Source organism: Cyclobacterium qasimii M12-11B (assembly GCF_000427295.1).
Lineage (GTDB): Bacteria > Bacteroidota > Bacteroidia > Cytophagales > Cyclobacteriaceae > Cyclobacterium > Cyclobacterium qasimii.
The window spans coordinates 59,517-86,243 of sequence record NZ_ATNM01000065.1 but is presented as its reverse complement, the minus strand read 5'-3'; the positions used below and the strand labels follow the sequence as shown (position 1 = coordinate 86,243).

The 26,727-nt window shown below is 39.1% G+C and carries 26 protein-coding genes; 6 read left to right on the top strand and 20 right to left on the bottom strand.

Annotation, left to right across the window (positions count from 1 at the left end; translation table 11 throughout):
- The first annotated feature begins 2 nt into the window (after nucleotides 1-2).
- Nucleotides 3-155, top strand: a complete 153-nt coding sequence (locus ADICYQ_RS29585; RefSeq protein WP_020891913.1) for a lipoprotein releasing system, permease component — start codon at nucleotides 3-5, stop codon at nucleotides 153-155.
- Complete coding sequence (locus ADICYQ_RS06650) at nucleotides 156-839, top strand: ABC transporter ATP-binding protein (RefSeq protein ID WP_020891912.1); 684 nt, start codon at nucleotides 156-158, stop codon at nucleotides 837-839.
- 46 nt (nucleotides 840-885) lie between these two features.
- On the opposite strand, the gene ADICYQ_RS06645 is transcribed toward ADICYQ_RS06650, so the two are convergent.
- Nucleotides 886-1,647, bottom strand: a complete 762-nt coding sequence (locus ADICYQ_RS06645) for a DeoR/GlpR family DNA-binding transcription regulator (protein WP_020891911.1) — start codon at nucleotides 1,645-1,647, stop codon at nucleotides 886-888.
- A gap of 96 nt (nucleotides 1,648-1,743) precedes the next feature.
- On the opposite strand from ADICYQ_RS06645, the gene ADICYQ_RS06640 reads away from it, so the two are divergent.
- The 3 genes from ADICYQ_RS06640 to ADICYQ_RS06630 are packed head-to-tail and all read left to right on the top strand — an operon-like array spanning nucleotide 1,744 to nucleotide 5,567.
- Complete coding sequence (locus ADICYQ_RS06640) at nucleotides 1,744-3,309, top strand: glycerol-3-phosphate dehydrogenase/oxidase (RefSeq protein WP_020891910.1); 1,566 nt, start codon at nucleotides 1,744-1,746, stop codon at nucleotides 3,307-3,309.
- Between the two features lie 6 nt (nucleotides 3,310-3,315).
- Nucleotides 3,316-4,818, top strand: coding sequence for a glycerol kinase GlpK (gene glpK, locus ADICYQ_RS06635; protein WP_020891909.1), 1,503 nt, complete (start codon nucleotides 3,316-3,318; stop codon nucleotides 4,816-4,818).
- Between the two features lie 2 nt (nucleotides 4,819-4,820).
- Nucleotides 4,821-5,567, top strand: a complete 747-nt coding sequence (locus ADICYQ_RS06630) for an MIP/aquaporin family protein (protein WP_020891908.1) — start codon at nucleotides 4,821-4,823, stop codon at nucleotides 5,565-5,567.
- Between the two features lie 229 nt (nucleotides 5,568-5,796).
- Here ADICYQ_RS06630 and rodA read toward each other — a convergent pair whose 3' ends face one another.
- The 19 genes from rodA to ADICYQ_RS30140 form a co-directional block, all read right to left on the bottom strand.
- Nucleotides 5,797-7,071: a rod shape-determining protein RodA gene (gene rodA / locus ADICYQ_RS06625; RefSeq protein ID WP_040414870.1), complete on the bottom strand. Its 1,275-nt coding sequence runs from the start codon at nucleotides 7,069-7,071 to the stop codon at nucleotides 5,797-5,799.
- On the bottom strand, nucleotides 7,072-8,874 hold the full coding sequence (gene mrdA / locus ADICYQ_RS06620; RefSeq protein WP_020891906.1) for a penicillin-binding protein 2: 1,803 nt from the start codon (nucleotides 8,872-8,874) through the stop codon (nucleotides 7,072-7,074). It lies immediately after the preceding gene.
- The gene (locus ADICYQ_RS06615; protein WP_020891905.1) at nucleotides 8,875-9,396 is read right to left on the bottom strand and encodes a hypothetical protein; all 522 of its coding nucleotides are present in this window, start codon (nucleotides 9,394-9,396) and stop codon (nucleotides 8,875-8,877) included. It lies immediately after the preceding gene.
- On the bottom strand, nucleotides 9,393-10,226 hold the full coding sequence (gene mreC / locus ADICYQ_RS06610; RefSeq protein ID WP_020891904.1) for a rod shape-determining protein MreC: 834 nt from the start codon (nucleotides 10,224-10,226) through the stop codon (nucleotides 9,393-9,395). Before mreC ends, ADICYQ_RS06615 begins: the two co-directional genes overlap by 4 nt.
- 7 nt (nucleotides 10,227-10,233) lie before the next feature.
- Nucleotides 10,234-11,262 carry a rod shape-determining protein gene (locus ADICYQ_RS06605; RefSeq protein ID WP_020891903.1) on the bottom strand — a complete coding sequence of 343 codons (1,029 nt, stop codon included), beginning with the start codon at nucleotides 11,260-11,262 and terminating at the stop codon, nucleotides 10,234-10,236.
- A gap of 386 nt (nucleotides 11,263-11,648) precedes the next feature.
- On the bottom strand, nucleotides 11,649-13,160 hold the full coding sequence (gene purH, locus ADICYQ_RS06600; protein WP_040414866.1) for a bifunctional phosphoribosylaminoimidazolecarboxamide formyltransferase/IMP cyclohydrolase: 1,512 nt from the start codon (nucleotides 13,158-13,160) through the stop codon (nucleotides 11,649-11,651).
- Between the two features lie 147 nt (nucleotides 13,161-13,307).
- Nucleotides 13,308-13,865 carry a phosphoribosylglycinamide formyltransferase gene (gene purN / locus ADICYQ_RS06595; RefSeq protein WP_020891901.1) on the bottom strand — a complete coding sequence of 186 codons (558 nt, stop codon included), beginning with the start codon at nucleotides 13,863-13,865 and terminating at the stop codon, nucleotides 13,308-13,310.
- Between the two features lie 80 nt (nucleotides 13,866-13,945).
- Nucleotides 13,946-14,887 (bottom strand): glycoside hydrolase family protein, encoded by a 942-nt coding sequence (locus ADICYQ_RS06590; RefSeq protein WP_020891900.1) that lies wholly within the window; start codon nucleotides 14,885-14,887, stop codon nucleotides 13,946-13,948.
- A gap of 21 nt (nucleotides 14,888-14,908) precedes the next feature.
- Nucleotides 14,909-15,781 carry a geranylgeranylglycerol-phosphate geranylgeranyltransferase gene (locus ADICYQ_RS06585; RefSeq protein WP_020891899.1) on the bottom strand — a complete coding sequence of 291 codons (873 nt, stop codon included), beginning with the start codon at nucleotides 15,779-15,781 and terminating at the stop codon, nucleotides 14,909-14,911.
- Between the two features lie 97 nt (nucleotides 15,782-15,878).
- Nucleotides 15,879-16,655, bottom strand: a complete 777-nt coding sequence (locus ADICYQ_RS06580) for a Rossmann-like and DUF2520 domain-containing protein (RefSeq protein ID WP_040414898.1) — start codon at nucleotides 16,653-16,655, stop codon at nucleotides 15,879-15,881.
- A gap of 72 nt (nucleotides 16,656-16,727) precedes the next feature.
- Nucleotides 16,728-19,256: a cytochrome c biogenesis protein CcsA gene (gene ccsA / locus ADICYQ_RS06575; RefSeq protein ID WP_040414864.1), complete on the bottom strand. Its 2,529-nt coding sequence runs from the start codon at nucleotides 19,254-19,256 to the stop codon at nucleotides 16,728-16,730.
- A gap of 40 nt (nucleotides 19,257-19,296) precedes the next feature.
- Nucleotides 19,297-19,713: a cytochrome c maturation protein CcmE domain-containing protein gene (locus ADICYQ_RS06570; RefSeq protein WP_020891895.1), complete on the bottom strand. Its 417-nt coding sequence runs from the start codon at nucleotides 19,711-19,713 to the stop codon at nucleotides 19,297-19,299.
- A gap of 3 nt (nucleotides 19,714-19,716) precedes the next feature.
- Nucleotides 19,717-19,959 (bottom strand): CcmD family protein, encoded by a 243-nt coding sequence (locus tag ADICYQ_RS06565; RefSeq protein ID WP_020891894.1) that lies wholly within the window; start codon nucleotides 19,957-19,959, stop codon nucleotides 19,717-19,719.
- 1 nt (nucleotide 19,960) lies between these two features.
- The gene (gene ccsA, locus ADICYQ_RS06560; RefSeq protein WP_020891893.1) at nucleotides 19,961-20,635 is read right to left on the bottom strand and encodes a cytochrome c biogenesis protein CcsA; all 675 of its coding nucleotides are present in this window, start codon (nucleotides 20,633-20,635) and stop codon (nucleotides 19,961-19,963) included.
- Between the two features lie 554 nt (nucleotides 20,636-21,189).
- On the bottom strand, nucleotides 21,190-22,503 hold the full coding sequence (locus ADICYQ_RS06555; RefSeq protein WP_020891891.1) for a DUF3570 domain-containing protein: 1,314 nt from the start codon (nucleotides 22,501-22,503) through the stop codon (nucleotides 21,190-21,192).
- A 13-nt stretch (nucleotides 22,504-22,516) separates the two neighbouring features.
- Entirely contained in the window at nucleotides 22,517-22,729 is a 213-nt protein-coding gene (locus tag ADICYQ_RS06550; RefSeq protein ID WP_040414862.1) for a DUF4266 domain-containing protein, read from the bottom strand.
- Nucleotides 22,726-23,706, bottom strand: a complete 981-nt coding sequence (locus ADICYQ_RS06545; RefSeq protein WP_020891889.1) for an FAD:protein FMN transferase — start codon at nucleotides 23,704-23,706, stop codon at nucleotides 22,726-22,728. The genes ADICYQ_RS06550 and ADICYQ_RS06545 overlap by 4 nt, the downstream gene beginning before the upstream one ends.
- A 1-nt stretch (nucleotide 23,707) precedes the next feature.
- Nucleotides 23,708-23,881, bottom strand: a complete 174-nt coding sequence (locus ADICYQ_RS27605) for a hypothetical protein (protein ID WP_200861882.1) — start codon at nucleotides 23,879-23,881, stop codon at nucleotides 23,708-23,710.
- Nucleotides 23,806-24,147 (bottom strand): thioredoxin family protein, encoded by a 342-nt coding sequence (locus ADICYQ_RS30140; protein ID WP_020891887.1) that lies wholly within the window; start codon nucleotides 24,145-24,147, stop codon nucleotides 23,806-23,808. Before ADICYQ_RS30140 ends, ADICYQ_RS27605 begins: the two co-directional genes overlap by 76 nt.
- A gap of 1,214 nt (nucleotides 24,148-25,361) precedes the next feature.
- On the opposite strand from ADICYQ_RS30140, the gene ADICYQ_RS06535 reads away from it, so the two are divergent.
- Nucleotides 25,362-26,462: a DUF7151 family protein gene (locus ADICYQ_RS06535; protein WP_020891886.1), complete on the top strand. Its 1,101-nt coding sequence runs from the start codon at nucleotides 25,362-25,364 to the stop codon at nucleotides 26,460-26,462.
- The last annotated feature ends 265 nt before the right edge of the window (nucleotides 26,463-26,727 follow it).

Here is a 26,727-nt window from a genome sequence, read left to right as displayed (position 1 = left end):
CCATGCCCACAGTAACTACTTATCCAATTGACTATGGCATTCAATATTATACAGTAGCAGCAATTTTTGCATTGGTCACCACCTTTTTTGCAGGATGGTTTCCTGCAATTAAAGCAAGTAAGGTAGATCCTGTAATCATAATCAGAGGAAAGTAGATGAAGGGAAATATACTATTAGAAGCTCAGGCGATTAGCAAATCATTCCTAAATCCTGTCAAGATTGACATCCTTAAGGAGGTTTCATTTAGTCTGTCTCGAGGCGAATACGCCTCAATCATTGGCAGGTCAGGCAGTGGGAAATCTACTTTGCTTTACATTCTCTCGACCATGGATACCGACTTTACAGGGGAACTCTTATTAGATGGTATAAGCATCCGAGGCAAGTCAGAAAAAGAATTGGCAGCCATACGGAATGAAAAGATAGGCTTTGTATTTCAATTCCATTATTTATTAAATGAGTTTACAGCATTAAAGAATGTGATGTTGCCAGGCTTTAAGTTGGATAGGCTAAGTGAAGAAGAATTAGAGCACAATGCTTATGAGTTCCTGAAAGATTTAGGAATAGAAAAATTAGCCCATAAAATGGCCAATCAATTGTCTGGCGGGGAAAAACAACGGGTTGCCATCGCTAGGGCAATGATAAATGATCCCCTGATAATTATGTGTGATGAGCCTACCGGAAATTTGGACAGTAAAAATGCGGACATTGTGTTCAACATATTTAAAGAACTAACGGAAGAATATAACAAAACACTTTTGGTGGTCACCCACGATTTGGATTTTGCTCAAAAAACACAACGCATTATAGAGTTGGCTGATGGCAAGGTTTTGCGGGGGTAAATACGTTTGGCCAACAGTAATTACCAACCACTCTAATGCAACTCATCTAAACCAAAATCACTCTAACGCCTTTTTCTTCGAGCATTTCTACATAATGTGTGGAGAGGTTCTTGTCAACAATTAAGGTGTCTATGTCTTCAAGGTTGGCGATCTTCCCAAAACTCTTTTTGCCAAACTTGCTGCTGTCTGCTAAAACGATTGTTTTTTGAGCCGATGCAATCATGATACTGTTTAAATGAGCCTCTAATATATTGGATGTTGTCAATCCAAATTCAGGGTCAATGCCATCTACACTGATAAATAATTTGTTGCAGGCAAAATCCTTTATCATGTTTTCGGCAAAATGCCCTACTACTGAACTACTGCTCTTTCGCACAACTCCGCCCAGCTGAACTACCTCGGCTCCTGGTACATCCAATAATGCCATACTAACATTCATGGCAGCAGTAAGCACGGTGATTGAAAGCGTTTTGGGTATGGACTGAGCAAATGCCAGAACCGTTGTTCCCGAGCCAATAATAATCACATCGTCTTGTTGGAGAAATGTGGTGGCTTTTTCTGCTATAGCATTTTTTTGACTTACCTGGACCAATCTCTTTTCAGTAACTGGTTTGTCATTGACATAGGGGGCGACAGGGGTGGCGCTTCCATGGGTTCTAAAAAGCAAGCCCTTTTCTTCCAGGATTCTGAGGTCTTTCCTGACAGTAACCATGGTGACATCCATTTCCTTACTCAAAGCTGCCACACTAACATAGCCCGCTTCCTCAAGCTTGTCTAATATGTGTTTATGTCTTTTAGCAATTACCATAATAGGAGAAAGATTGAAGTGCAAATATACAAAATGATTTCCTTTTGTTTCTTTTTATTTCCTTTTGTGTTACTTTAGTAATGTAAAATGGTGGCGATGATTAGAAAGAATAGTTTATCAAGAATTAAAGACGAAAAGGGAAGTTGGGACCTGGTAATAATCGGAGGCGGTGCTTCTGGGTTAGGTGTTGCATTGGATGCATTATCGAGGGGTTTGAAGGTCTTATTATTAGAGAAATCGGATTTTGCTAAAGGCACTTCAAGCCGTAGCACCAAGCTTGTGCATGGAGGAGTTCGTTACCTGGCTCAGGGTGAAATAGGTTTGGTTTTGGAAGCCTTGAGAGAGCGGGGTCGATTATTGAGGAATGCGCCTCATTTGACTATCAATCAGCCCTTTGTTATTCCTCTGTATACGCATTTTGATCGACTAAAATATGGCCTGGGCCTAAAAATATACGATTGGATGGCTGGTAGCCTGAGGCTTGGGAAATCCAAGTTTGTATCCAGGGAAGAAACCATTAAAAGGTTGCCTCAAATTCGTCAAAAAGGATTGAAAGGCGGAATTCTATACCATGATGGGCAATTTGATGATGCCCGGTTGGCCTTGGTAATTGCCAAGACCTGTATTGAAATGGGAGGTTGCATTCTTAATTATGCAAGGGTCAACAAATTGACTAAAGATGACTCAGGTAAAATTAATGGCTTGGTCTTTAGGGATTTAATAGGTAAGAAGAATTATGTCATTTCCGCAACTTCTGTTGTCAATGCTACAGGTGTTTTTGCGGATAAAATCCTGCAAATGGATAACCCTGAAGCCCGTAGAATGATCCAGCCAAGTCAAGGGATTCATTTGGTGATGGACAGCTCCTTTTTGGGAGGTAATGATGCATTAATGATTCCTGAAACTTCTGATGGCAGGGTGCTTTTTGCTGTTCCATGGGAAGGCAAGTTAGTAGTAGGGACTACCGATACTTTGGTGAAAAAACCAAAAATGGAGCCGAGGCCTTTGGCTGCTGAGATTAATTTCATATTGGATACAGCTAGTAATTATCTAGTGAAACCACCGAAGAGAGCAGATGTTTTGTCTGTTTTTGCCGGTCTTCGACCCCTTGCAGCTCCTAAAGAAGGAAGTACTAAAACCAAGGAAATCTCCAGAAGCCATAAAGTTATTGTTTCTAAAAGTAAGTTGATCACCATCACTGGTGGGAAGTGGACTACTTTCAGGAAAATGGGAGAGGACACTGTGGATGCTCATTTTAAAAGTCAGGGAATAAGTAAAATAGAAAGTACTTCAGCAGACAAGCATCTCCATGGATACAGTGAGGAAAAGATAAAAGGGCATTTGCAGCTGTACGGAACAGATGCCAAATTTATTCTTGATTTGCAGAAGAAAGATTCAGCTTTGGCGGAGCGAATACACGAAAATTACCCCTATACTGGAGCTGAAGTGGTCTTTGCCGTTCGGGAAGAGATGGCACTCAAGATTGAAGATTTCCTTTCTCGTCGTTGCAGGATTTTATTACTTGATGCCAAAGCATCTATGCTAATGGCTCCGAAAGTAGCGGCTATAATGGCGAAGGAACTTGGCAAAGATGAGGCATGGATAAGTGAAGAGTTAGAAGAATTTTATAAATTAGCCAGAAAGTATTTAATAAATATCTAAAACCCAATGAACCCAAACAATCAATATATAATGGCCATGGACCAGGGGACGACCAGTTCGCGCGCCATAATCTTTAATAAACAAGGGCAAATTGTAGCCACAGCCCAAAAGGATTTTGAGCAATTCTTTCCAAAATCTGGTTGGGTGGAACATGATCCCAACGAAATATGGTCTTCACAAGCCTCTGTGGCAACTGAAGCCCTTACCAAAGCCAATATCACTGCCAGTCAGGTGGCTGCCATAGGGATTACCAATCAAAGGGAGACTACCATACTATGGGATAGAAAAACCGGCGAACCAGTTTTTAATGCCATTGTATGGCAGGATCGACGTACGGCCGCTTACTGTAATTCCCTTAAGGAAGCCGGCCATTCAGAAATGGTTCAGGATAAAACCGGTTTGATCATAGATGCCTATTTTTCTGGAACCAAGATCAAATGGATACTTGATAATGTAGAAGGAGCCAGAGAAAGGGCGGAAAAGGGAGAATTGTGTTTTGGCACCGTGGACAGTTGGCTAGTATGGAAAATGACAGCTGGCAAAACGCATGTTACCGATATTACAAATGCCAGCCGGACGATGATTTTCAATATTCACGAAAGGAAATGGGACAAAGAATTGCTTGAGCTTTTGGATATTCCTGCGGCCATTTTACCCGAAGTAAAGTCAAGTAGCGAAGTTTATGGCAAAACTTCAGGCAATTTGCTTTCAGCAAAAATTCCAATTGCTGGAATTGCTGGTGATCAGCAAGCGGCCTTATTCGGTCAATTGTGTACAGAACCTGGAATGGCAAAAACTACTTATGGTACAGGTTGTTTTCTAGTAATGAATACCGGAGATAAGCCCGTTAAATCTAACAATAAACTATTGACCACTATCGCTTGGCAAATAGGGGATAAGGTCAATTACGCCTTGGAAGGAAGTGTGTTTATAGGTGGAGCAGGCATCCAATGGCTAAGAGACGGTTTAGGAATATTTAATGACGCAAAAGACAGTGAGGCCATGGCTTCAAGTCTGGATCACAATGATGGCGTTTATTTTGTACCTGCTCTCACGGGATTGGGAGCCCCCTATTGGGACCAGGAAGCCAGAGGTGCTTTTTTTGGGATCACCAGGGGAACTACAAAAGCCCATATGGCCAGGGCAGGATTGGAAGCCATCGCTTTTCAGGTGCATGATGTATTGAAAGCGATGGAGAAAGATGCTGGAGAAGAAACTGTTGAACTGCGTGTGGATGGTGGAGCTACTGCCAATAATTTCTTAATGCAATTTCAAGCTGATTTGAACCAGTGCTCGATAAAACGACCTGAAATTATTGAAACCACTGCCTTGGGCGCAGCATACCTCGCAGGACTAGCAATAGGATACTGGAAAGACATGGATGAAATTAGAAGCTTATGGAAAGCAGATGAAACCTTTGAACCCAAACAGGATACAGAAATGATGCGATCAACTTTAGCCTATTGGCACAAAGCAGTTGAGAGATCATTAAACTGGATAAACGGTTAAATATGAACGTTTATATAGCTGAATTTATCGGAACCGCTTTGCTTTTGGCCATGGGCTCAGGAGTAGTAGCGAATGTAGTATTGAATAAAACCAAAGGACAAAATTCAGGTTGGATGGTCATCACTACTGCCTGGGCTTTGGGTGTTTTTATCGGAGTGGTGGTTGCAGGACCCCACAGCGGTGCCCATCTAAATCCAGCAGTAAGCATTGGATTGGCTATTGTGGGTGAATTTGGTTGGGAAATGGTGCCAGGTTATATCTTGGCTCAAGTATTAGGCGCTATGTTTGGAGCAGGTATTTCCTATTTGGTCTACAAGGATCACTTTGACGTTACGGATGATCCGGCGCTTAAATTTGCCCCATTCGGGACTGCCCCTGCGATAAGAAAATTGTCTTCCAATTTCACATCGGAAGTGATCGGTACCTTTGTTTTGATCATTGTTATTTTATACTCTACCGGTCCTGTCATAGATGATGGTCAGGGGACCCCAATAGGATTGGGATCTATCGGTGCACTGCCTGTAGCCTTTTTAGTTTGGGTAATAGGCCTTTCTTTGGGTGGCACTACAGGGTATGCTATAAATCCTGCAAGAGACCTTGGGCCCAGGATTATGCATCAACTGCTTCCAATAAAAGGAAAAGGAACCTCCGACTGGAGTTACAGTTGGGTGCCAATCGTTGGTCCTGTAGTAGGAGCTGCCTTGGCGGCATCGCTTTTTTTGCTTCTTGGGACTGGAGGAGTGTTGTAAATCTATTTCAAATGGAATCTAAGCCCACCGTTTAAGTGGGTGTGTGAGGTAGAAATATTAAAGAGACTAGTATTTAACGTTTTAACGTAGGTAAATCACTAAATAGTGATTTGTTTAGGTGCGTTTTTAAACAAAGAAAAATCCGAGAGTTAACTTCTCGGATTTTTTTGTTTCAGGTAAAAATTCTATCCAGGTTCAACTTAAGTAGAAATAGGGGAAAGCGATAAATCTAGTAACTCCTTCCCAGTATCTGAATTCTGTTTGAATCTAATTTTATAAAGATAAATAGCAGGATCGTAAACGACCAAAGTGAAGAACCTCCATAGCTGAAGAAAGGCAAAGGAATCCCCACCACTGGAAATAGCCCAATGGTCATGGCAATGTTTATGGTAAAGTGGAACAATAACAAGCTAACCACGCAATAACCATAAATTCTTGAAAACCGTGTTTTTTGTCTTTCCGCTAAAAAAACGAGCCTTAGTAGCATGGTGACAAACAAGGCAATCATTACAAAACTTCCGACCCATCCAAATTCTTCACCTAGGGTACAAAAAATGAAATCGGTATGTTGTTCAGGTACAAAGTCAAACTTTGTTTGGGTGCCTTCCAGATAGCCTTTTCCCAATAAACCACCTGAACCGATGGCTATTTTTGATTGGGTAACATTCCAGCCTACACCGAGAGGATCAACATCTGGGTCGAACAAAACCATGATTCGATTTTGCTGGTGTTCAGGAAGTTTTTCTACCACATAGTCCAGACTTAAGGCATACACCGCCATGATACATCCCAGAAAAACAAAGCTTATTGCGTTCTGCCAGGATTTTTTACTCATCGCTACCAAAATAAGGATGACGACACCGATGCTCCCAAATAAATAGAGGTTGTTTTCGATGGCCAGGGTAAGGATGGTAAGACCCACTAGTGACAGTCCGATGACATAGTACCTTTGTGGCATGCCTTCTCTATAAAGCATGATGAAAAACGCACTGTAAACCATTGCAGTACCTGTATCCGGCTGTAATAATATAAGGACAATTGGTAAGAAGATAACTCCTAAGGCCTTCATTTGGTCTTTAAGCTTGCTTAGATCAAAGCTTGGGCCTTCCATAACCTTTGCCAATGCCAGTGCAGTGGCAAACTTGGTGAATTCTGCGGGTTGCAATCTAAAAGCACCTATCTCAAACCAAGCCCTTTGTCCGTTGATTTCTTTGCCTATAAAAGGGGTTAAAAAAAGGATGAGGACAAATATTGCATATAGTACGAGACTAAGGTTATGAAAAAGGCGGTAATCTGCTACCATGATGATTATGATAAGCAGAATGGCTGTACCTATCCATACCAACTGTTTCCCTGAGTTGATGGAAAAATCGAAAATGGAGGTAGCATTTTGTTCATCGTATACTGCTGCATAGATATTCAGCCAGCCTATAAAAACCAACGCGAAATATAACCCTACAGTTACCCAGTCTATTTTATGTAAATTGGTGTCTTTTTGTCTCACTTAATAAATAAAATCTCCTTTTAGCACATATTCCTCCAATTCCGGTCTTTTAACTTCTCCGGTAAGGTACTTTTCAATCAAAAGACTCGCTGTACTTGCAGCAGCTCTTCCTCCCCATCCCGCATTTTCCACATAGACTGCAATGGCTATTTTTGGATCATCTTTTGGGGCAAAAGCAATGAAGACAGAATGATCTTCACCAGCAGGATTTTGCGCCGTACCAGTTTTACCTGCTATTTCGATGTCTTTCATTATAGCTCTTGTGGCAGTACCAGACAAGGCTTGAACCATTGCATCCTGTATCAAATCAAAATGTTTTGCTTCAACACCTGAATCCCTTTTTTCTTTAAATCTTGCTGGAATTCTGGACGGATCATCATTGATCGATTTGATCAAATGGGGAGTATAAAAGTACCCTTTGTTCGCAAAAATGACTGCAAGATTTGCCATTTGTAACGGGGTAACCAACATCTCACCCTGTCCAATTGATAGGGAGTAAATGGTAGAGTATTTCCACCTTCCTTTGCCGTAGATTTTGTCATATAGGCTACTTGAAGGAATAGAGCCACCTTTTTCTCCATTTATGTCTACTCCCAATCGGTTGTTTAAACCAAATTTAACAACTGCTTTTTGCCATTTGTCAAGTCCAATTTGGGTATCCGTATAGGTGTTGGTAGAAACTTCCTGGTTGATTACCTGCCTAAAGGCCTGGTGATAATAAGGGTTACAAGAATTTCTTATGGCACCAAATAGATTTACTGGTGTAGGGTGGTTATGGCAATTAACCAAGGATTTATTACAAGGGAAAGTAGAATTTGGTGTCAGGATTCCTTCCTGAAGTCCGATTAAGGATTGGACAATTTTAAAAATTGATCCGGGAGGATAGGTTGCCATGATGGGTCTATTAAACAGTGGCTTTTCAGGGTCATTGTTTAAAACGGTATAATTTTGCCCAAATTTTGCACCCGTTAAAACATTCGGGTCATAAGTAGGTGCGGAAATAATGGTAAGGATTTCTCCGGTTTTGGGTTCTATTGCCACAATGGATCCCCGCTTGCCTTGCATTAGTTGCTCTCCATAAAGCTGTAAGTTCAAATCAATAGTCGATTGCAGGTTTTCCCCGGGCATAGAAAGGGTGTCCAGGTCTCCATTTTTAAAAGCGCCTTTTTCAATGCCTCGGACATTGACGAGCTTGTATTTAACGCCTTTCTTTCCGCGCAATTCAGGTTCATAATAAGCCTCTAGACCACTATGTCCAACATAATCGCCCTGAACATAATACCGACTGCTGTCACGGGAAAGTTGAGAACCACTTATTTCTCCAATATATCCAAGTATATTAGCAGCAGAAGATCTAGGGTAAGACCTTACGGATCGGGTCATCACGAAGAGGCCTTTGTAATCGATGAGAAAATCCTGCACTTTGGCAAAGTCTTCCTTGGAAATTTGCTTGATTAAGGGATAGGGTTTTACCCAAGAGTAATTTTTTGCTGCCGTGAAATTCTCTATCAAGTAATCTTTTTCAATATCAAACAAGTTGCAGAACCTGGCTGTATCTTTTAGACTAAAGTCTTTTGGGATTACCATCAGGTCAAAAACAGGGTCATTAAAGACCAATAAAGCGCCATTTCTATCGTAAACAAGCCCTCGATAAGGATGGTCTACTACCCGTTGGATGGCATTGCGCTCTGCTTTCCTAAGGTAACTGTCATCTGTTACCTGAATTAAAAATAATTTACCCAATAAAATCAAAGCAATTACCCCAATTGTAATGGCAACGACTAAAGATCTTCCTGTGTACATTTATACTACCCTTTCTTTTTTGTAAAATATTGCTTGTACGATTGCTCCCAAGAGAAATGTGAACGCCATACTGCTGAATACTCTAATAACGAGCGGGAGGTACAAATCCGTTCCTAAACTATCAATATAAAAAAATATAAGATGATGAATAAGGATCAGCGGTAGGCAGTATAATATATACCAGGCCAATCCCATGTTCAATAAAGTGGGGGGGACATTGTCATCATAGCCTCCAGTGGGGATAATTGCCTTGATCCATGAATTCCGAAGAAAGGCAAGAAACACGGTGCTGGCTGCATGAATCCCAAAACTATCATAAAACATATCTATGAATAGCCCTAAGAAAAAGCCAATTAATAACAATGAAATGGTAGGTACTTCATGTGGAAGACTCAAAAGAAAAAATACATATAAAAAGCAAAAGGAGTAGCCAAACAAAACCAAATCCTTCAGGATGAAAACCTGAATTAGAAAGTAAAGGCAAAAGCTAAAGCTATATTTGAGTAAATTAACTGTTGTCATTGATTGGGATTCACCATTTCTATTTCCAAACTGTCCATTTCTTCTCGTAGATCATTTTTTACCAGATATACGAAATTGAGTTTACTAAAATCAGCCCCCAAACTGATTGTTATGTCAAGGTAGTTGGTCTCATTTCCATAAGAAACCTCTTTTACCTTGCCTACTGGAATGCCTTCAGGGAAGACGGCATTGTATCCGGAGGTAACTATTTCCTGGCCGGGCTCCACCATCACATGCCGTGGAACATAGAGCAATTTGGCTTCACTTGAGTTAATTCCATCCCATTTTATAGAGCCAAAAACCTCTGTTGCTTTTATCTTAGAGGAGATCAGAAGGTCTGTATGTAATAAAGATATTACCGAAGAGAAATGGTTGCTTGTACCTTTTACTCTTCCAATAATACCTTGTTCATTGAATACACCCATTCCTTCTACTACGCCGTCTACTTTTCCCTTATCCAGCGTGATGAAGTTTTGGCTCAGATTGATAGAATTATTGATTACCCTGGCCGACCAGAAGTTGTAATTATTACTAAGGGTACTGTCTAAAGCGAAATAGGCAGAATCGGCAACGGGAGTCATTCTATCCAGCCGGTTGAGAAGGGAAGCATTCTTCTCAGCCAATGCTTTGTTGGTAGAATAGAGCGTAAAATAAGAGACAAAGTTGTTTTTTGAAGACAATAAACGCCCTGTAAACTTATTGCTACTATTAAAATAGACCGCCCCCTGTGGTGAATTATGCGTGAAAATAATCCCCAATGCCAGTAATTCCAGAATCAGAAAAAGAATAAATGCCCTTAGTCTATATAAAAATAGAAAGATTTGCTGCATCTTCTTTTTAGGTCATGAGAACAGTTCTGAATTGTTTGATGTTTTTCAAGACATTACCAGTGCCTCTTACTACTGCCCTAAGTGGGTCTTCTGCAATATGAATTGGCAACTTGGTCTTTTGGTGTAACCTTCTGTCCAAGCCTTTAAGCAATGCGCCACCACCTGTTAGATGGATGCCATTGTCATAAATATCAGCAGAAAGTTCCGGAGGAGCAATCTCCAATGCCTTGAGTACAGCCTCTTCAATTTTAGAAACAGACTTGTCCAAAGCAAAAGCGATTTCTGAATAAGAAACTTTTATGACCTTTGGAATACCGGTCATTAAATCTCTACCTCTTATTTCATAATCTTCCGGTGGATCATCAAGCTCAGTCAATGCTGAACCGATGGCGATCTTAACTTTTTCTGCAGATCTTTCTCCAATAAGCAGGTTGTGTTGTCGTCGCATATAATCCAGGATGTCCTTGGTGAAAGTATCACCAGCTACCCTTATGGATTGGTCTGCAACTATTCCTGAAAGCGCTATAAGTGCTATTTCAGTGGTTCCACCTCCGATATCCACGATCATGGATCCCATTGGTTTCTCTATGTCTATACCTATACCGATAGCTGCTGCTAAGGGTTCATATATCATGTAAACTTCTTTGCCACCAGCATGTTCTGCAGAATCTCTGACAGCTCGCTTTTCCACTTCAGTAATGCCGGAAGGGATACAAATCACCATTCTATGAGATTGGGGAAACATACCTTTGTTATGTCCAGGGATCATTTTGATCAATCCTCTGATCATTTGTTCGGCTGCATAAAAATCCGCAATTACTCCGTCTTTTAATGGGCGGATCGTCTTGATATTCTCATGCGTTTTCTCGTGCATGTTCATGGCCTCACGGCCAATAGCCAATACTTTATTGGTTGTTTTATCTATAGCGATTATGGATGGTTCATCCACAATTATTTTTTCTTTATGTATAATTAGCGTATTGGCTGTACCTAAGTCAATGGCGATGTCACTTGAGAAAAAGTCGAATAATCCCATTTTAATATTTTCTAATTAAATGATTCTTGTTTCTTTAAATTTAACACAATTAAATCCGTGGGAGTAAACAGGTCTGGCCTATTATTCCAACTTTCTGTAGTACCGAAGAGGTGATTTCATCAGATTTACCAGGGATTAATCAACAGTTGATTTATGATTAATTGGTAAATCTGGTTTTATCCATGTCCCCAAGCAGCTGCAACCGCTCATCTTCAATATAGCCTTAATTTAGGTAGCTTTAGCACTTAAAACGAATCCTATTACCGATTACATAATCTGCGTCTAATTTGTCAGCAATGTAAAAGGAATATTATTGGAAATCGGTATTTTTTCCAGATGAATCATATAAATATTCATCTGGAAAAAAATACCAAAGCCATTGTCAATTAATGCTTGAAATGTCTGATACCCGTCATCACCATGCTCATGCCATTGGCATCACAATAAGCGATGCTGTCTTTGTCTTTGATAGAGCCTCCTGGTTGTACCACTGCAGATATTCCTTCCTTTCCAGCGATTTCTACACAATCTGGGAATGGGAAAAATGCGTCAGATGCCATAACAGCACCTTTGAGGTCAAAGCCAAATGCTTTGGCTTTCTCTATCGCTTGTTGGAGCGCATCTACTCTGCTGGTTTGTCCTACACCACTTGAAAAGAGTTGGTCATGGTTGCTGAGAATGATGGTGTTTGATTTAGTGTGTTTACAGATTTTTAACGCAAATACCAAGGCGTCTTTTTCAGCTTCACTTGGAGCCACTTTAGTCACTACCTCAAATTGCGCTTTGGTTTCCGTTTTTAAGTCTTTGTCCTGTTCTACAAATCCATTCAAAAGCGTTTTGACTTGCTTGGCACCAGTCAAATTCATTTTTTGCTTTAAAAGGATTCTTTTCTTCTTTCCTTTTAGCAAGTCCATAGCATCTTGATCGAAATCTGGAGCTATAAGCACTTCAAAAAACAATCCATGTATGGCTTCGGCCGCAGCCAAATCTACTTTTTTATTGGTTATTAAAACACCGCCAAAAGCAGAGATCGTATCTGCAGCAAATGCTTTCTCGTAAGCTTCCTTAACAGTCGCTCCTAGTGCAACACCACAAGCATTGGTATGTTTTAAAATAGCGAAAGCAGTTTCTTCAGTGAACTCAGCAATTAAAGACACTGCAGCATCCACATCGACCAAATTGTTGTAAGACAATTCTTTTCCGTTTAGCTGATCGAACAAGGCCTTAAGGTCTCCGTAAAAACGTGCTTCCTGGTGTGGGTTTTCTCCGTACCTTAAATCCGATGCATTTTCTTCACTTATTTTTAAGGCAGGAATGTTTTCTTCCTGATTAAAATAATTGAATATATGCGTGTCATAATTGGAGGATACTTTAAAAGCCTGGGCTGCGAAATACCTACGGTCAGCGGTAGTCAAAGCCCCGTTTTGTGCTTTTAGTCTTTCCTCTAATTCCCCGTATTGTGCTTTTGAAGCAATGATGGTTACATCTTTGCAGTTTTTCGCGGCTGCTCTGATTAATGCAATTCCTCCAATGTCAATTTTTTCTATAATGTCTGCTTCAGAAGCGCCAGATGCCACGGTCTCTTCAAAAGGATAAAGATCTACGATTACTAAATCGATGGCTGGAATACCATACTCAGTTGCCTGTTTGATATCGCCTTCATTTTCCCTTCTATACAAAATACCTCCAAATACCTTTGGATGAAGGGTTTTTACCCTACCTCCAAAAATTGAAGGATAGCCAGTCAGTTCCTCCACCGGAATTACATCAGCACCTTGCTCTTCGATAAATTTCTGTGTTCCACCCGTAGAATAGATGGTTACTCCCTGGTTTTTTAATAGTTCAATGATGGGTTCCAGGTTGTCTTTATAATATACCGAGATAAGCGCAGATTGTATTTTTTTTCAGCCATTACTGTTGTAATTTATCACATTTAAACCCATCGGAAAATTTTAATTGGAATTAAACCGATAGAGAAGGAAATTATTTGGTATTTACTTTTTAATATAACTTTACGAAGAGACAAAGTTAGGAAAATCAAGGCATTAAATCAGACTTTCAATGATTTTTGGATAGTATTTATGTTCTAGGACATGAACTTTCTCTGCAATTTGTTCAGGACTGTCATTTTCACCTACAGCTACCGCAGTTTGAAAGATGATTTTTCCCTCATCATAATTTTCATTGACAAGGTGAATGGTGATTCCGGTTTCGGTGTCTCCAGCTGCTTTTACTGCCCTATGCACATTGTCTCCATACATTCCTTTCCCTCCATAATTTGGCAATAGCGCGGGATGAATATTGACCATAAGGTCTGGAAAAGCCTGGATTAGATTTCCTGGAATTTGAAGCAAAAAACCGGCCAATACAACGAAATCAATTTTTTGGTCTCGAAGCACTTCAGTGAATTCCCCGCTTTCCAATTCCGCTTTGGAAAATACATGGCTAGGCACATTCAATTTTTTTGCTCTTTCAAGTACATATGCACCTTTTTTGTTTGAGGCAATTAATGCAATGCGGGCTTTTGTAGACCCTTGGAAATGGCTTATTATTTTCTCCGCATTTGATCCGCTTCCAGAAGCGAGTATGGCAATGTTTTTCACTGTATGATTTGTTTTATTCTCACTGTAAAAATACAAAGGAATCTCTTTGCATTCCACATTTATTTATCCCGTTGTCCTGTTTATTTAGCAGGGAAATGTAACGCCACCTCAGGGTGCATTGTGTAGAATCGAAATTGTTCTCCATCATAAACAGGGAAACCACTAGATTTGTTGTCTCCCATGATAGGGTTTTCAGGATATTTTGTCCAGGTTTTCAAGTCTTTCGAAACGGCCATGTTCATGGTCCAATCGCTCCAATCTTCTAAGGAAGTAGCGTGGTAGTAGGCATAATAATGGTCCTGATATTTAATTATTTTATTTACAGCCACTCCATATATATCATAAGCCTCAGGCCCCATAGTAATTACTGGGTCATCCTGAACATTTGTCCACACTTTTCGGTCTGTAGAAGTTGCCAGCCAAATGCCCAGATCGCCTCTTTCGTAAAACAGATACCAAATCCCATCTTCTACCCAAACAGTTGGTGTGCCATAAGCACCTTCGCTAATTGGTGAGCCATCCACTTTCTTGATATTAAGATCTCCTTGGTTTTCCCAATGGATGCGATCAGTGGAAGTAAGCATTTTGGCGATGTCACCTCTTCCTTCGGCAAACATATAATAAACACCATCTTCTTTCCAGACCATCATGTCTTCTACCCAACTCTCACTGAAAATAGGATTGCCTTCATACCTGGTCCATTCGATGCCATCTTCTGAAAAGGCATATCCTAAATTGAGGAACCTGTCTTCACCAAACTTATCAAATCCAGTATACCACATATGATAGCCGTCCTCCTCTTTCATTATAAATCCCCTTTCCCTGATGCCACTGTCCCAGGCGCCTTCACTTGCCGCCGTAAAAATCGGGTTTCCTTCTACTGGACTGAACTTGGTAATTTCGTCAGGAAAGAGTTGTGGTGTTTCTTCAGCTACAGTATTTGACTGATTGCTTTTTCCTGAACAGGAGAGGAAGAGAAAAGGGACAGCGAAAAAGACTAAGGCGATGATGTTGTTTTTCATATTGATGGTTTTTAAATTTTCTTAAAGGAATCCCATACTTAGTATGCCTGTAAGCATAAGTATTTTAGATATAGTACTTAATTCAGAGAAATGAGATTTTCGATCAGCCTTGTATATTTTCACCATAAAAGCGATGAAAAACAGACTAAGCCCTCCGAAATAAAGGAAGAGTAAAGGCTCATTTATCTTAAATGTGACAAATAGAATAGCTGCAACAAATAGGAAAGCAATGATAAATATAATGTTTTTGGTTTTTCTAAACCCCAGAACAATTGGTAAGGTCTTGCAGCCATGTTTCCGGTCTCCATTTCGGTCTTCTATGTCCTTCAATATCTCACGCATTAAATTGATGAAAAAGGCAAATATGGCATAGGTGATGATTAAAAGCTCTGATTTTTGGTAATATATTCCAACAATCCAGATGGCAAGGCCTGTTAAAGAAGCCACAGTTAAGTTGCCTATAAAAGGAAGTCGCTTGAGGGAATTGCTGTAAAGCCATAAAAGGAATGCTGCCACAAAGGTGATGGCTCCGATTTTTGGGTGCACCAATAAGCCAATCATAATACCAACGACATTCATTACGGTATGAAGAATCATTACCATGCGCCTTTTCATTCCCTTCCCGATCACTACGGCTTGAGGCCTGTTGACATAATCAATCTTTACATCATAGTAATCATTAATCATGTAACCTGAGGCCGTAAGGATGACCGTTGAAATGATCAATAAGTAGAGGTGATAATCCTGCAATACCGATAACCCATTGTTGGTGGTACCAACAAGAAAGAAGGCTGTCATCAATTGCGCAAAGGCGACCATTAGCAGGTTTTCCGGACGGATAATTTTCATAAACCCACCAAAAGTAAATACAGGAGAAGCCTTTGGATTTTTCATGCTACAAAACTAATGAGATTAAGTGCAATCTGAACATTAAGAATTAATAAAATACTGATTATTATAGAGATAACGGCTATTAAGTTAATAACAATAATTAATGGCTGTCCATAATGTCTTGAGAAATATTTCTATAAATCTCTGCAAGTTGTTCATTATAACTTAGGTAATCATGGTGGTTTTCCAAAGTATTGATATCATTTCTTACAGCTGGGCCAGTTTGAGCATCACTGGCTCCCAGTAGAAGTGTTTTATTCATCTGCTCAATGATCAGCGGTTTTAAAATGTCAAAATCCAAGCCTTGGCGTTTCATTATGGATTCAGCCATAAACACCATGTGATTAGTGAAATTTGCCGCAAATACTGCTGCAACATGGATGGACCTTCGGTCTTTTGACCTGATTTCATGACTTGGGGCCTTGAGACTTTTACAAAGTTTTTTCAAGTTTTTCAAGGTTTCTTTGTCCTCGGACTCCAGAAGAAAAGGGACTTCCTCAAAGGATACCTCCCGGCTTTTACTGAAGCCTTGTAAAGGATAAAGTATGCCGGTGAAATCGGCTGAGCTGTAGGACAAAATGTCCAAAGGCATGGTGCCACTTGTATGCACAAGAATACTACGCTCTGGCAACAGTACCGCTTCTGCAACCTGAGCTATGGCCTGGTCACTTACCGCAATGATAAATAAATTGGCCTTGCTTTCTGTGAAATCCAGGTGATCCTGAGGCTCTGTAGCATATAGTCGGGAAGAAAGTTGACGCGCTTTTTGGATGTCTCTTCCATACACCTCCAATATTTCATGCCCCGCATTCTCCAAAGCGGATGACAGGTGCCAGGCCACATTACCCGTTCCGATAATCGCTATAGTAAACTTCATGTCCATAAATTTATAAAAAATAACCCCTAAAGTTATTTAGGGGTTAAAACTTATCTATTTACTTTTTAGAAATTATTCCAGGCCTTTGGCTTTCATTTTTTGGAATTCATCAAACCTACGGAATATGGCTACAGAGAAGCCTATCAACATAATGATCGTACCGAGCCACAATACATTGATCATGGGTTTGACAGCAGCTTTCATTACTACATAATCCTTTTGGTAGGTGTTGACCTTGAATACAAATTTGTTTTCTTCGGGAACAATATTGTCGACTTCTACTTTGATGCCCAGGTCATGGTCGATGTGTTCAACTTTGCCTACTTGATTTCCTCGAATTAAGAATACTGGTTTCAATGTTTTCTTTACATCATAATCCATAATGGTAAGGACTGCCTGAACAGCTATGTCTCCTTCTTCTAAGGGGATTCCATCCATTTCTTTGACCACATCCGCACTCTCAAATTGAGTAACAAAATCATTGATGAAAAACTGTTCACCAGGGGCGGCATTGATAAACTGGTCATCATTCCACTCCGGTTCTTCGTAATCATTGATCGCTGAGACGTGGGTATAAAGATCTTTGGTTAAGTATCTTTTTGAGTCTGGAGAAGAAATTAAACCCATGGTAGGGTTAGGTTGAGACATGGGGTACAATGTGAATTTCTTGTCATCTTCCTGAAAATACTCCACCTTAAAGTAAGAGTTTTCTTCCAAAACCAGTTTGAGCGTATCGCCTTTTTGAAAGTACACTTTGTCCTTAACTTCAATGTTTTCTAAAGCCAGGGCTTGATTTACTCCATCGAGGGATTCCATTGCATCTGCTTTGACATAGTCAGGAACGCCTACTACTTTCTTGTACCTTCCTCTATAGACTACATCATAATCTTTCATCTGTAGCGGCTTGTTGATCCAAAGCAATACATTTTCTTTGTTCAGGTCATCTTCCCAATCTTTTTTATAAGTTAGGCCAGACATATTGATGGATATGGTGTCGGAGTATCCTGAGGAGAACATTATCCCAATCAGAATCATACCTAGTCCAATATGGGCAAGAGATCCTCCTGCCAATTTAAAGGTTTTATGCTTCAATAATTTCACTAAAATAGAGAAATTGGCCACAATGGTGAATGCTCCAGCAAGGACGATCACGATATAGGTAACGTCATAAACTTTACCAACTGTGATGATTACGGCTGCCAAAACCATAGAGATGATATATGGGGTAACCAAGGCATTTTTAAGATCCTCCTTGGTCATTTTGTTCCACCAGAAATACTGCCCTACACCCGTTAATAAGGCAAGTGCAACTGCAAACCAAAGTTGGAATTTGGTATAGAATCCAATTTGATCAGCTGGTGGAGCTAGATTTGACAAGCCACCAAACATTTCAATAATGGCATTGTAAACCGGAATGGAAGTAGGTACAATCACCTGAAAAGCCATTAGGGCTAAGGTAGTGGCGCCTATAAAGATCCAAAATTCCCTGGAATATACCGATGCTTCTTTTTCTGAGGTTGGAATGTGTTTCCACTCCTTGGCGGTAAGGAAGATGGCAATGGCAAGGAAGAACAACATGTAAATAAGTAGTTGTCCAGATAATCCCAGATCAGTAAAAGAATGTACAGAAGAATCACCCAAGACACCACTTCTAACCAGAAAAGTAGCATACAGTACCAGTATAAACGAGCCAATGACGAGTATCATGGAGGTTTTTAGTGCGGTGCTGCTTTTCTTAAATGTGATCATGGTATGAATCGCTGCTACCATGATTAGCCATGGAACATAGACGGCATTTTCTACTGGATCCCAGTTCCAATACCCTCCAAAGTTTAACGTAACATAAGCCCAATAAGCACCCATTATAATGCCCATACCTAAAATCATGGCAGAGAAAATGGCCCAAGGTAATGCGGGTCTTATCCATTCAGAATATCTCTTTAAGGTTAACCCAGCCATTAAAAAAGCAAAAGGAACCAAAGTAGATGCATAACCCAGAAATAGGGTAGGTGGATGGATTACCATCCAGATATTTTGCAATAAAGGGTTTAAGCCTGTACCGTCTTCAGGAACGAAATCCGGATTGATTTGAAATATTGGTGCTTCTGAAACATCGCGGAGTAGCATAAAAGGTGAACTACCAATTTTCAGGTCTCCAATAACGATTCCCAGTATCATGGATACTAAAAATGCCTGAACGAGCATGAACACCAACATGACAGGTCCTTCCCAGAATTTATTGGTATTGATGATAACCAGACCAAGTACTACATCCCAGAATATCCAAAGAATAAAAGCACCTTCCTGACCTTCCCAGAAACTGGAGATCATATAATGTACTGGCAGGCCTTTCGAAGAATGGGAGTAAGCGTAGAAATATTCAAACCGATGGTTGTAAATTATTTCAAAGAGGCAGAATGCAATAGAAATAGCCGCAAAACCGTGAATGTAAAAAGTGATTCGGCTAAAGTTTTTCCAGGATGGTTTATCCAACTCGCTAGCACGGGTGTAATAGAAGTAGGATACTGCTGAGACTAAGGCACTGACAAAAGCCAGAATTACCATAAAGTGCCCCAAATTACCCATAAAGGTATTCGTCATTATAAGGTTCTTTTTTTGTGTATAATAAGACCAGAATCAATCAGGATGTTGTAGGTTTTACATCTGTTTCCTGGTATTTAGATGGACACTTCATTAGAATTTTTTCAGCTACAAACATTTCTTCGGTCTTGTATGTACCTATGACCACTACTTGTTCTGACCTAATAAAGTCAGCTGGCACAGGTTCATTGTAATACACTTGCTGTTCTTTGCCGTCATTGTCTACCATTATGAAAATAAAAGAGGTTTTGTCTTCTCCTACCTCTATTCCTTCCACTTCACCGCTTTGTCCTTTTTTCAGTTGACCTACCACGTGAATGGCTTCGGTTTTCCCATTCATGGCCATCGCTTTGGCAGTTGAAAAGCTTTCGTAAGTACTGGCATCACCTATAGAAGTGATAATGATTACAATAGCTACTGCTATAATGCCCAAGCCTAATATATGTCCTCTTTTCATGACTTAATTGTTATATTTTTTTTCCAACCCACTAATCTTTCTATCTGTTTGTATCACATAAACGAGAATACCACCTAAAACAATTCCAATAATGCTGACTAATACGTAGATTTTTCCTTCCGACCGCATTTTATCCGCCATTTCGACACCTGAATTCTGGTAATCCTTTTCTGTAATGCCAATTTTATCCTGAGCCTTCGCAAAAAAGCTGATAAACAACAAGAATATAATAATGAACTTTTTCATATTACTGATTGATCAATTTGTCTTCTAAATTTCTTTCCAAACGTCTTAACCTCACCCTTACCGTACTTATCCAGGTGCCAAGTAGGGTCCAGCCTATTATGGCCGGATAAAATACCGTCCTTAAGCTACTGTCCATATCGTAGGCATTGAATCCTGGGTTTCCGCCATTGCCGGGATGAAGGCTATCTGTAAGTCTGGGGAGGATGAATATCAATGGAATAAAAACAGCGAAAGCAAAGATGCTGTACACTGCGCTGATTTTTGCTCTTTGGTAGACGTCTGTAAGAGAGTTACGCAAAACCAGGTAGGCGAAATACATTAATAAGCCTATTGCCGATGCGTTAAGTTTGGGGTCGTTGGTCCAGAAATCACCCCAAGTGAATTTGGCCCAGACCATGCCTGTTGTTATGCCTATGACACCAAACAATATGGCGCCATTTGTGAATTCTACAGCCATGTCATCGTCAGCAAGGCTTCCAGTTCTAAGGTGTCGTACACCATAAATAACTGCAACCACCAGCATAATTAACATTGCAAACCACATGGTCACATGAAAGAACAATCCTCTGATCGTTTCATTCAGAATTGGAAGTCTGGGAACATCAATCAATAAACCTGCAATTATGGTATAAGCCAGTAATAAAATGGCCAATATTTTCCACCAATAAGCCTTCATATTCGATAGTGTTTAGTGGGTCAAGTTCTTCCCATTGCTTTCATCTATAGATTAGTATCCATAAATGCCTGAATCTTTAACAACAGTGAGTACAGGTGGGAAAATTGATTATTGACCTCATTGAATCAACACGCAAAAATAGGGCATATTAAGTGATTTATTTACTTTTATCCCGTTTATTTGCTTATCGGTAAGTGTAAATCAAAAAGCGGCTTTTAGTGGTGTTTTGAGAAAGCATATAAACTGCTTTTCCGAAGCATTCGGATGGTTGGTTTTTTTAGTAAAAGGCCTGAAACTGGTATTTTATTTGGTTTTGGTGATTTTCTTCCAAAGGTGAAATTAAAGTGTTTTTCGGATAAAATATTACGTCCAAACCTTCAACTGGCAATGGTACACTTCGAAATTCGCCTGAATCACTTTGAAATTTAGGAAACTACACTGTTTTTATCTTCCTTTTGTGTACTTGAGGGGGCACTCTTTCTCCTGTTTTATAGCTATAAATAATTCCGTTTACCCGGATTATGTAATCAGATGGCCTATTGCACATTTTGGGTTTAATTCCTTACAAATTTAACCCCTGCTGATATCATGTTTGATCGGAAGGTGGTATTCCGGTCATACCGGTAAAATTTAAGGTCAATACTTTTTAATCCCCATTTCTCAATATGGACCTTGGTGAAAATATCTGTATAGGAGATCCCAAAGCCAAATTGGTTGGCCGAGAATTCAGATAAATCATAATCAGAAGTGTAAAATTCATCTGTAGACAATGCTGTTTCATAAGGATTGAAATAATCAGCAGCGGTTTGATTGTAAAACCTATAAGATGGATACAAAGTAAAGTTACTGGTTATTTTGATTGGGACTTCAATGCTTGCAGTATGTGATGCAATTCCCCAGTCATCGAAATAATACCTGTAAAAAGTCCTTAGTGACAGCCTCTCATTCAAGTACCAATTGAGTCTCCCGCCAATAGCCACTTTAAACCTATTGTCAGGTAGTCGCTCATTGGCATCTGCCAATTGAAAATTGTCAATAAATGAATCTGCAACATCACTGAAATAAACCCTTTGAAATGGTGTGGAAAGCAGGCCTTGCTGTTGAATAAAATCAAGGGCCATTGATCCTTGTACATTTTTGTGTAGGATTTGTGAAATACCGAGTCCCATCGAATAAGAATTTCGTCCTTTTGCATCATATTCATTAAAAACAGGGTTGTAATTTGTATTGCCTGAAATGGTATTGTTAGTAAATAAGTTATTTGTTAAACCATTTTCTCCGGCCGAAAAAGGCCTTAATTCAATTGGGTATATAGTAGTCCAGGAATCAAAATACACATTTCCTTTTATGCTAAGTTCCGTGTTTTGCTCATTGAAGAGTTTGGTATAAGCGCCTCCAGCACCTACGGAAAAATAGTCATATTCATTGGCGAAAGAAATGCTTGTAGACCAAATGGAATTGCGATCGTCAGAACTATGGCTATAACTTCCGTTAAAGTTTGTCCATACATCGCTTTTGGAAGCACCAGAAGAGGCTTGGAAAGCATCAGCTGTTCCACCGTCAAATGGATCGATATTACTAGATGAAGCAGAGGTGTAAGCAGATATTCCTGCATCAATGGTTAAAATATCATCCTCATTTAGGGGGATGGAAATTATAAATGTGGTAGTTAAATCGGTTAATGCTTCGGTTCCAATGCCACCGCTTACGGCAGCATTATCGCCATCTTGGCTATAATAACTCGATAAAATATCGACTTCTGCGGTTTCCAATACCCGCTTTTTATATACTTGGGTACTATCTTGTGAATAACCTATAAAAGGAGTAATAAACAAGCAAAGGAAAATGATTTGTTTTAAGGAATGCATATTTCTTGTTTAATTAATTACAACCACATCCTCCACCGGTTTTCCCACTGTTGGCACCTACTGCTGCTTCTCTATAAGAATGCATTGTGGATACATTTCGGTCAAACTTCTTTTCAGAAAGGGCCATGTCCGGATCATTAATGTTTATTTTCTCATATCCTTTTACAACCGTACAACTGCTTGCCAGGCAAGCGATAATTGCGAAGTATACCATTGTTTTTTTCATAACTTATCGATGACTATGTTATTCGATTTTGAAATATTCCCCTTATCATCTATAATGATACATTCTATGTTGGGAAGTTGATTAATACGGTCTAAGCCAGCTTCTTTTCCCATTACAAATACGGATGTCGCAAGGGCGTCTGCAAGCTCTGCCTTTGGAGCAAAAACGGTAACGCTAATAATTCCAATAGAAGGATATCCCGTTCTTGGGTCAATTATGTGTGAATACCTTTTGCCATTAAAGTCAACATATTTCTCGTAGTCACCTGAGGTGACAACTGCACCGTTGTTGATTGGCAATAAGGCAAAAACTTTGTTCTTATTGAGTGGGTTGGTAATTGCGACTTTCCATTCGCTACCATCAACTTGTTGGCCCCAGGAATTCATGTCGCCCGAAGCATTGATAATGCCAGAACTTACTCCTTTAGCTACAAGTAATTGTTTAGCCATATCTGCTGCATACCCCTTTCCAATAGCCCCAAAGCCAATTTTCATTCCCCTGATTTTGAGAAACACAGTAAGCTTGTCTTTGTCTAGCAAAATTTTAGTATAGCCTACTTTGGCTACTGAAGCACGGATGTCTTCTTCCGAAGGCATTTTTTTCATACTGCCATCAAACTTCCAGATTTTATCCATTGAGGCATAACTGATGTCAAAAGCACCATCAGTCAATTTCGAGATCATGATGGCCCTCTCAATTAGGCTGAATAGTTCTGCCTCAACTTTGACTGGTTTGATTCCAGCGAACTTATTTATTTCGGAAGTTTGAGAATTTTCATCCCATGAAGAGATTAATTTTTCTATTCTGTCAATTTCTTCAATTGCACTATCTATGTAATCCTTTGCTGTAATGGAATCTTCGGCAACGACAGTAATGTCAAATCTGCTCCCCATTAATTTCAGGGTGCGTTTGTGAGCTTGTTGCGCATAAGAGGTGATAGCCAATAAGAAAACAAAAAGCGTAATGAATAGTCTCATTTTATTTGACAAAACTGTTCAGTTCCTGAATATAAGCTTTTGGTGTAATTTTTTTATAGCCTGTTTCTCCCAATAAGGTTCCTTTATTGTCCAGAACGACTACCAATGGGAATACTCCTTCTTTATCATATTTCTCCGCCAATTTCGCGTTGGCTGTAGCCTGTTTTTCTGGCAAAGCATTTTTCTTTTTCTAGGGAAATCTGCCTGAAACATTATGTAATTGTCTTTAGCGTACGCTATAAAAGTCTCGGTGGTCCAAATCTCTCTGCTTAATTTTATACAAGGAGCACACCAGTCCGATCCTTGGAATACCAAAATAATGGGCTTTTTTTCTTTAGTAGCCAATTCTTTTGCCTTCGAGAAATCAGTCTGCCAATCCTGAGCGAATCCTGAACTAATATTGATAAATGCAATGATTAAAATGATGATGCTTTTTTTCATGGTCGCGTGAAATTGTTTACTGTTCTCAGAATTATTTAATTCATAAATGGGTCTGCTAATCAAGGGGAGGGTAATTCAACTCTGATTCAAAGACATTGATAAGTAACGTTTTGCAAATAATTTAGGTCAATAATTTGGTCATATTGAAGCTAAAAAAGGCGACAATATGACCAAAGTCATGAATTCACTGAAGGTTATGCATTAGAATTACCTGATTTTAATTGGAAGGTGATTTCATCAGGTACCAGAATGTATCTTGGCTTTTTCGGGGATTATGGGGTATTCCTTGCCGATGAAAGAAACTACCCATTATTCAATTAACGTTTTGATTGATAGGTAAGTTTATAAGAGAGTGAATAAAGTTTGTTAATCACTGTTTTACAACCAAAAAACTCGGGTCCTGTTGGGTCTTTTCTAGGTCCCGATATGGTCTAAGTTTAGCGAAATGTAACTTAGACCCAAAATGCCGAAAGTTTCCAAATTCATTTAATAGCCCAGCTTTGCTCACAAACAAATTTATTAAAAAAAACCTCAATAGGAATGGGCTTCAGCCCATTTACAAAGGCCAACATTATCTTATCCGGATTTAGCTAAAATTTAAAGAGTAAATGAAAGGACTTATTTTGTTTGTATTTTTTTATTAGAGCGAATTTATCAATTTGAATCTTTACCTTTTTACAAATCTGATTTTTCTTTATTGAGAATTTGGAAAGATTCCTCCGGAGGGAGAAAAATAATTAACCCCCCACATTGATTTCAAATTTAAAAATCAGGTTTAAAAGTATAGATAGTTTCATTAATAGTTTTACTTTTGATTAGTTATAAATAAATATCATCCTTAAAACGTTGGCAGTGGAAAGAATGCTTTTTTTACGTTTTTTGGTACAGTGGTACATGCTTTTTGATTGAGTTTTTTTTCAAATCACTTGGTATTGCCTTTTTTAAGCGTCCTTATAATTTGGTCTAGTTTATAGAGATAGTTTTTGTAACTGGTACAATGAAATTTTTGGAACCAGAATTGACTTATTGCAATCGTTGCTTTTTGTGAAAGGTTTTCAATAAATAGTCTATCTGATATTGTCTATAAAATCGTGATTTGTCAGGGGAAGGGTTGCTCTTTTAGCCTTTAAATAATAATGAAAAGGTTGGAGCAGCAATCAAAAAAAGCGTTTAATTTTTTGGTGTTGATCTAAACTTAAAATTGGAAAAAATACATGATAAAGAAAACATTGTTTTATATAGTTTTGATTAATTTTTTAATTGCTTGTAATGGGGAAGATGGAACTCATGGAATTGATGGCAAAAACAGTCTTATTAATGTTTTAGAGGAAAGTGCAGGTGATTTCTGTGAGAATGCTGGCTTAAAAATAGAAACTGGACTCGATGCCAACTCCAATGGAATCCTTGAGATTTACGAAGTTCAAAACACAAAGTACATCTGTAACGGAGTCGATGGAAATAGCAGTCTTACCACTGTTATTAATGAACCAAGTGGAGCCAACTGTGTAAATGGTGGGATAAAGTTGAATTCAGGTTTAGATATAAATGGAAACGGTAATTTGGAAGAAAATGAAATAACCTCTACCGCCTATGTTTGTGATGGGATAAACGGAACAGCGGGCCTAATAAAAATTACCAATGAAAATTCAGGTGACAATTGCATAAATGGAGGTTTGAAAATTGATTATGGCTTGGATTCTGATATGGATGGAATCTTAAATGAAAATGAAGTAGAATATACTTCTTATACATGTAATGGATTGAATGGGACTCTAAGTCTTATTAATATTACTGATGAACCTGATGGAAATATATGTGCGTATAGCGGCATAAAAATTGAAGCAGGGCTTGATCAAAATGAGAATAAAATTTTGGACAAAAGCGAAGTTCTGGTAACCAAATATGTTTGCAATGGAAGTAGTGGGGTGATTAATGAAGAAATCCGGCTAAAGATTGCCGAAGGAGTAGGTAGTTCAGCCAATACGACCAGCACATCTCCAACAATTGTATCGGGTATCCCATTTGACATTAGAAATTATCCAAATGTGGGAACAGTTTACTTTGAAGCTGATCCATATGTAGAAAAAAGCAGTAACCATGCTTTACTTGAACTGTACAATATTACCGACAATACTGTAATCACCAGTTCTTTGATTAGAACGAGTAATCGATATACCGAAAAAGAATTTTTAAGAACAGAAAACCTCATCAATAATCTTCCTAATAAGAACATAGTTTTAGGGATAAGGTTAAGATCGGAAGTTGATGGATCCTTTTCAGCTAGTGGAGTTCCTTATTTGGTGTTAAAAGAGTAATTATTTAAATGTACATGGGATTATAATTAATGGCTCATGTACTTTATTAAATAGTATTGCCCATAGGGAGTTTATCTGATGCACTGGTCAAAGTTTTGCGAAGCGTAACTTAGACCCAAAATGCCGAAAGTCTCCTTTCATTTAATAATCCAGCATTTCTTACATTCAAATTGATAAATATAACCAATTCAATAGGAATGGGATTCAGCCCATTTATAAAGGGCATTGTCATTTCATTCGGCTTTAGCCAAAATTTTAAGGAAAA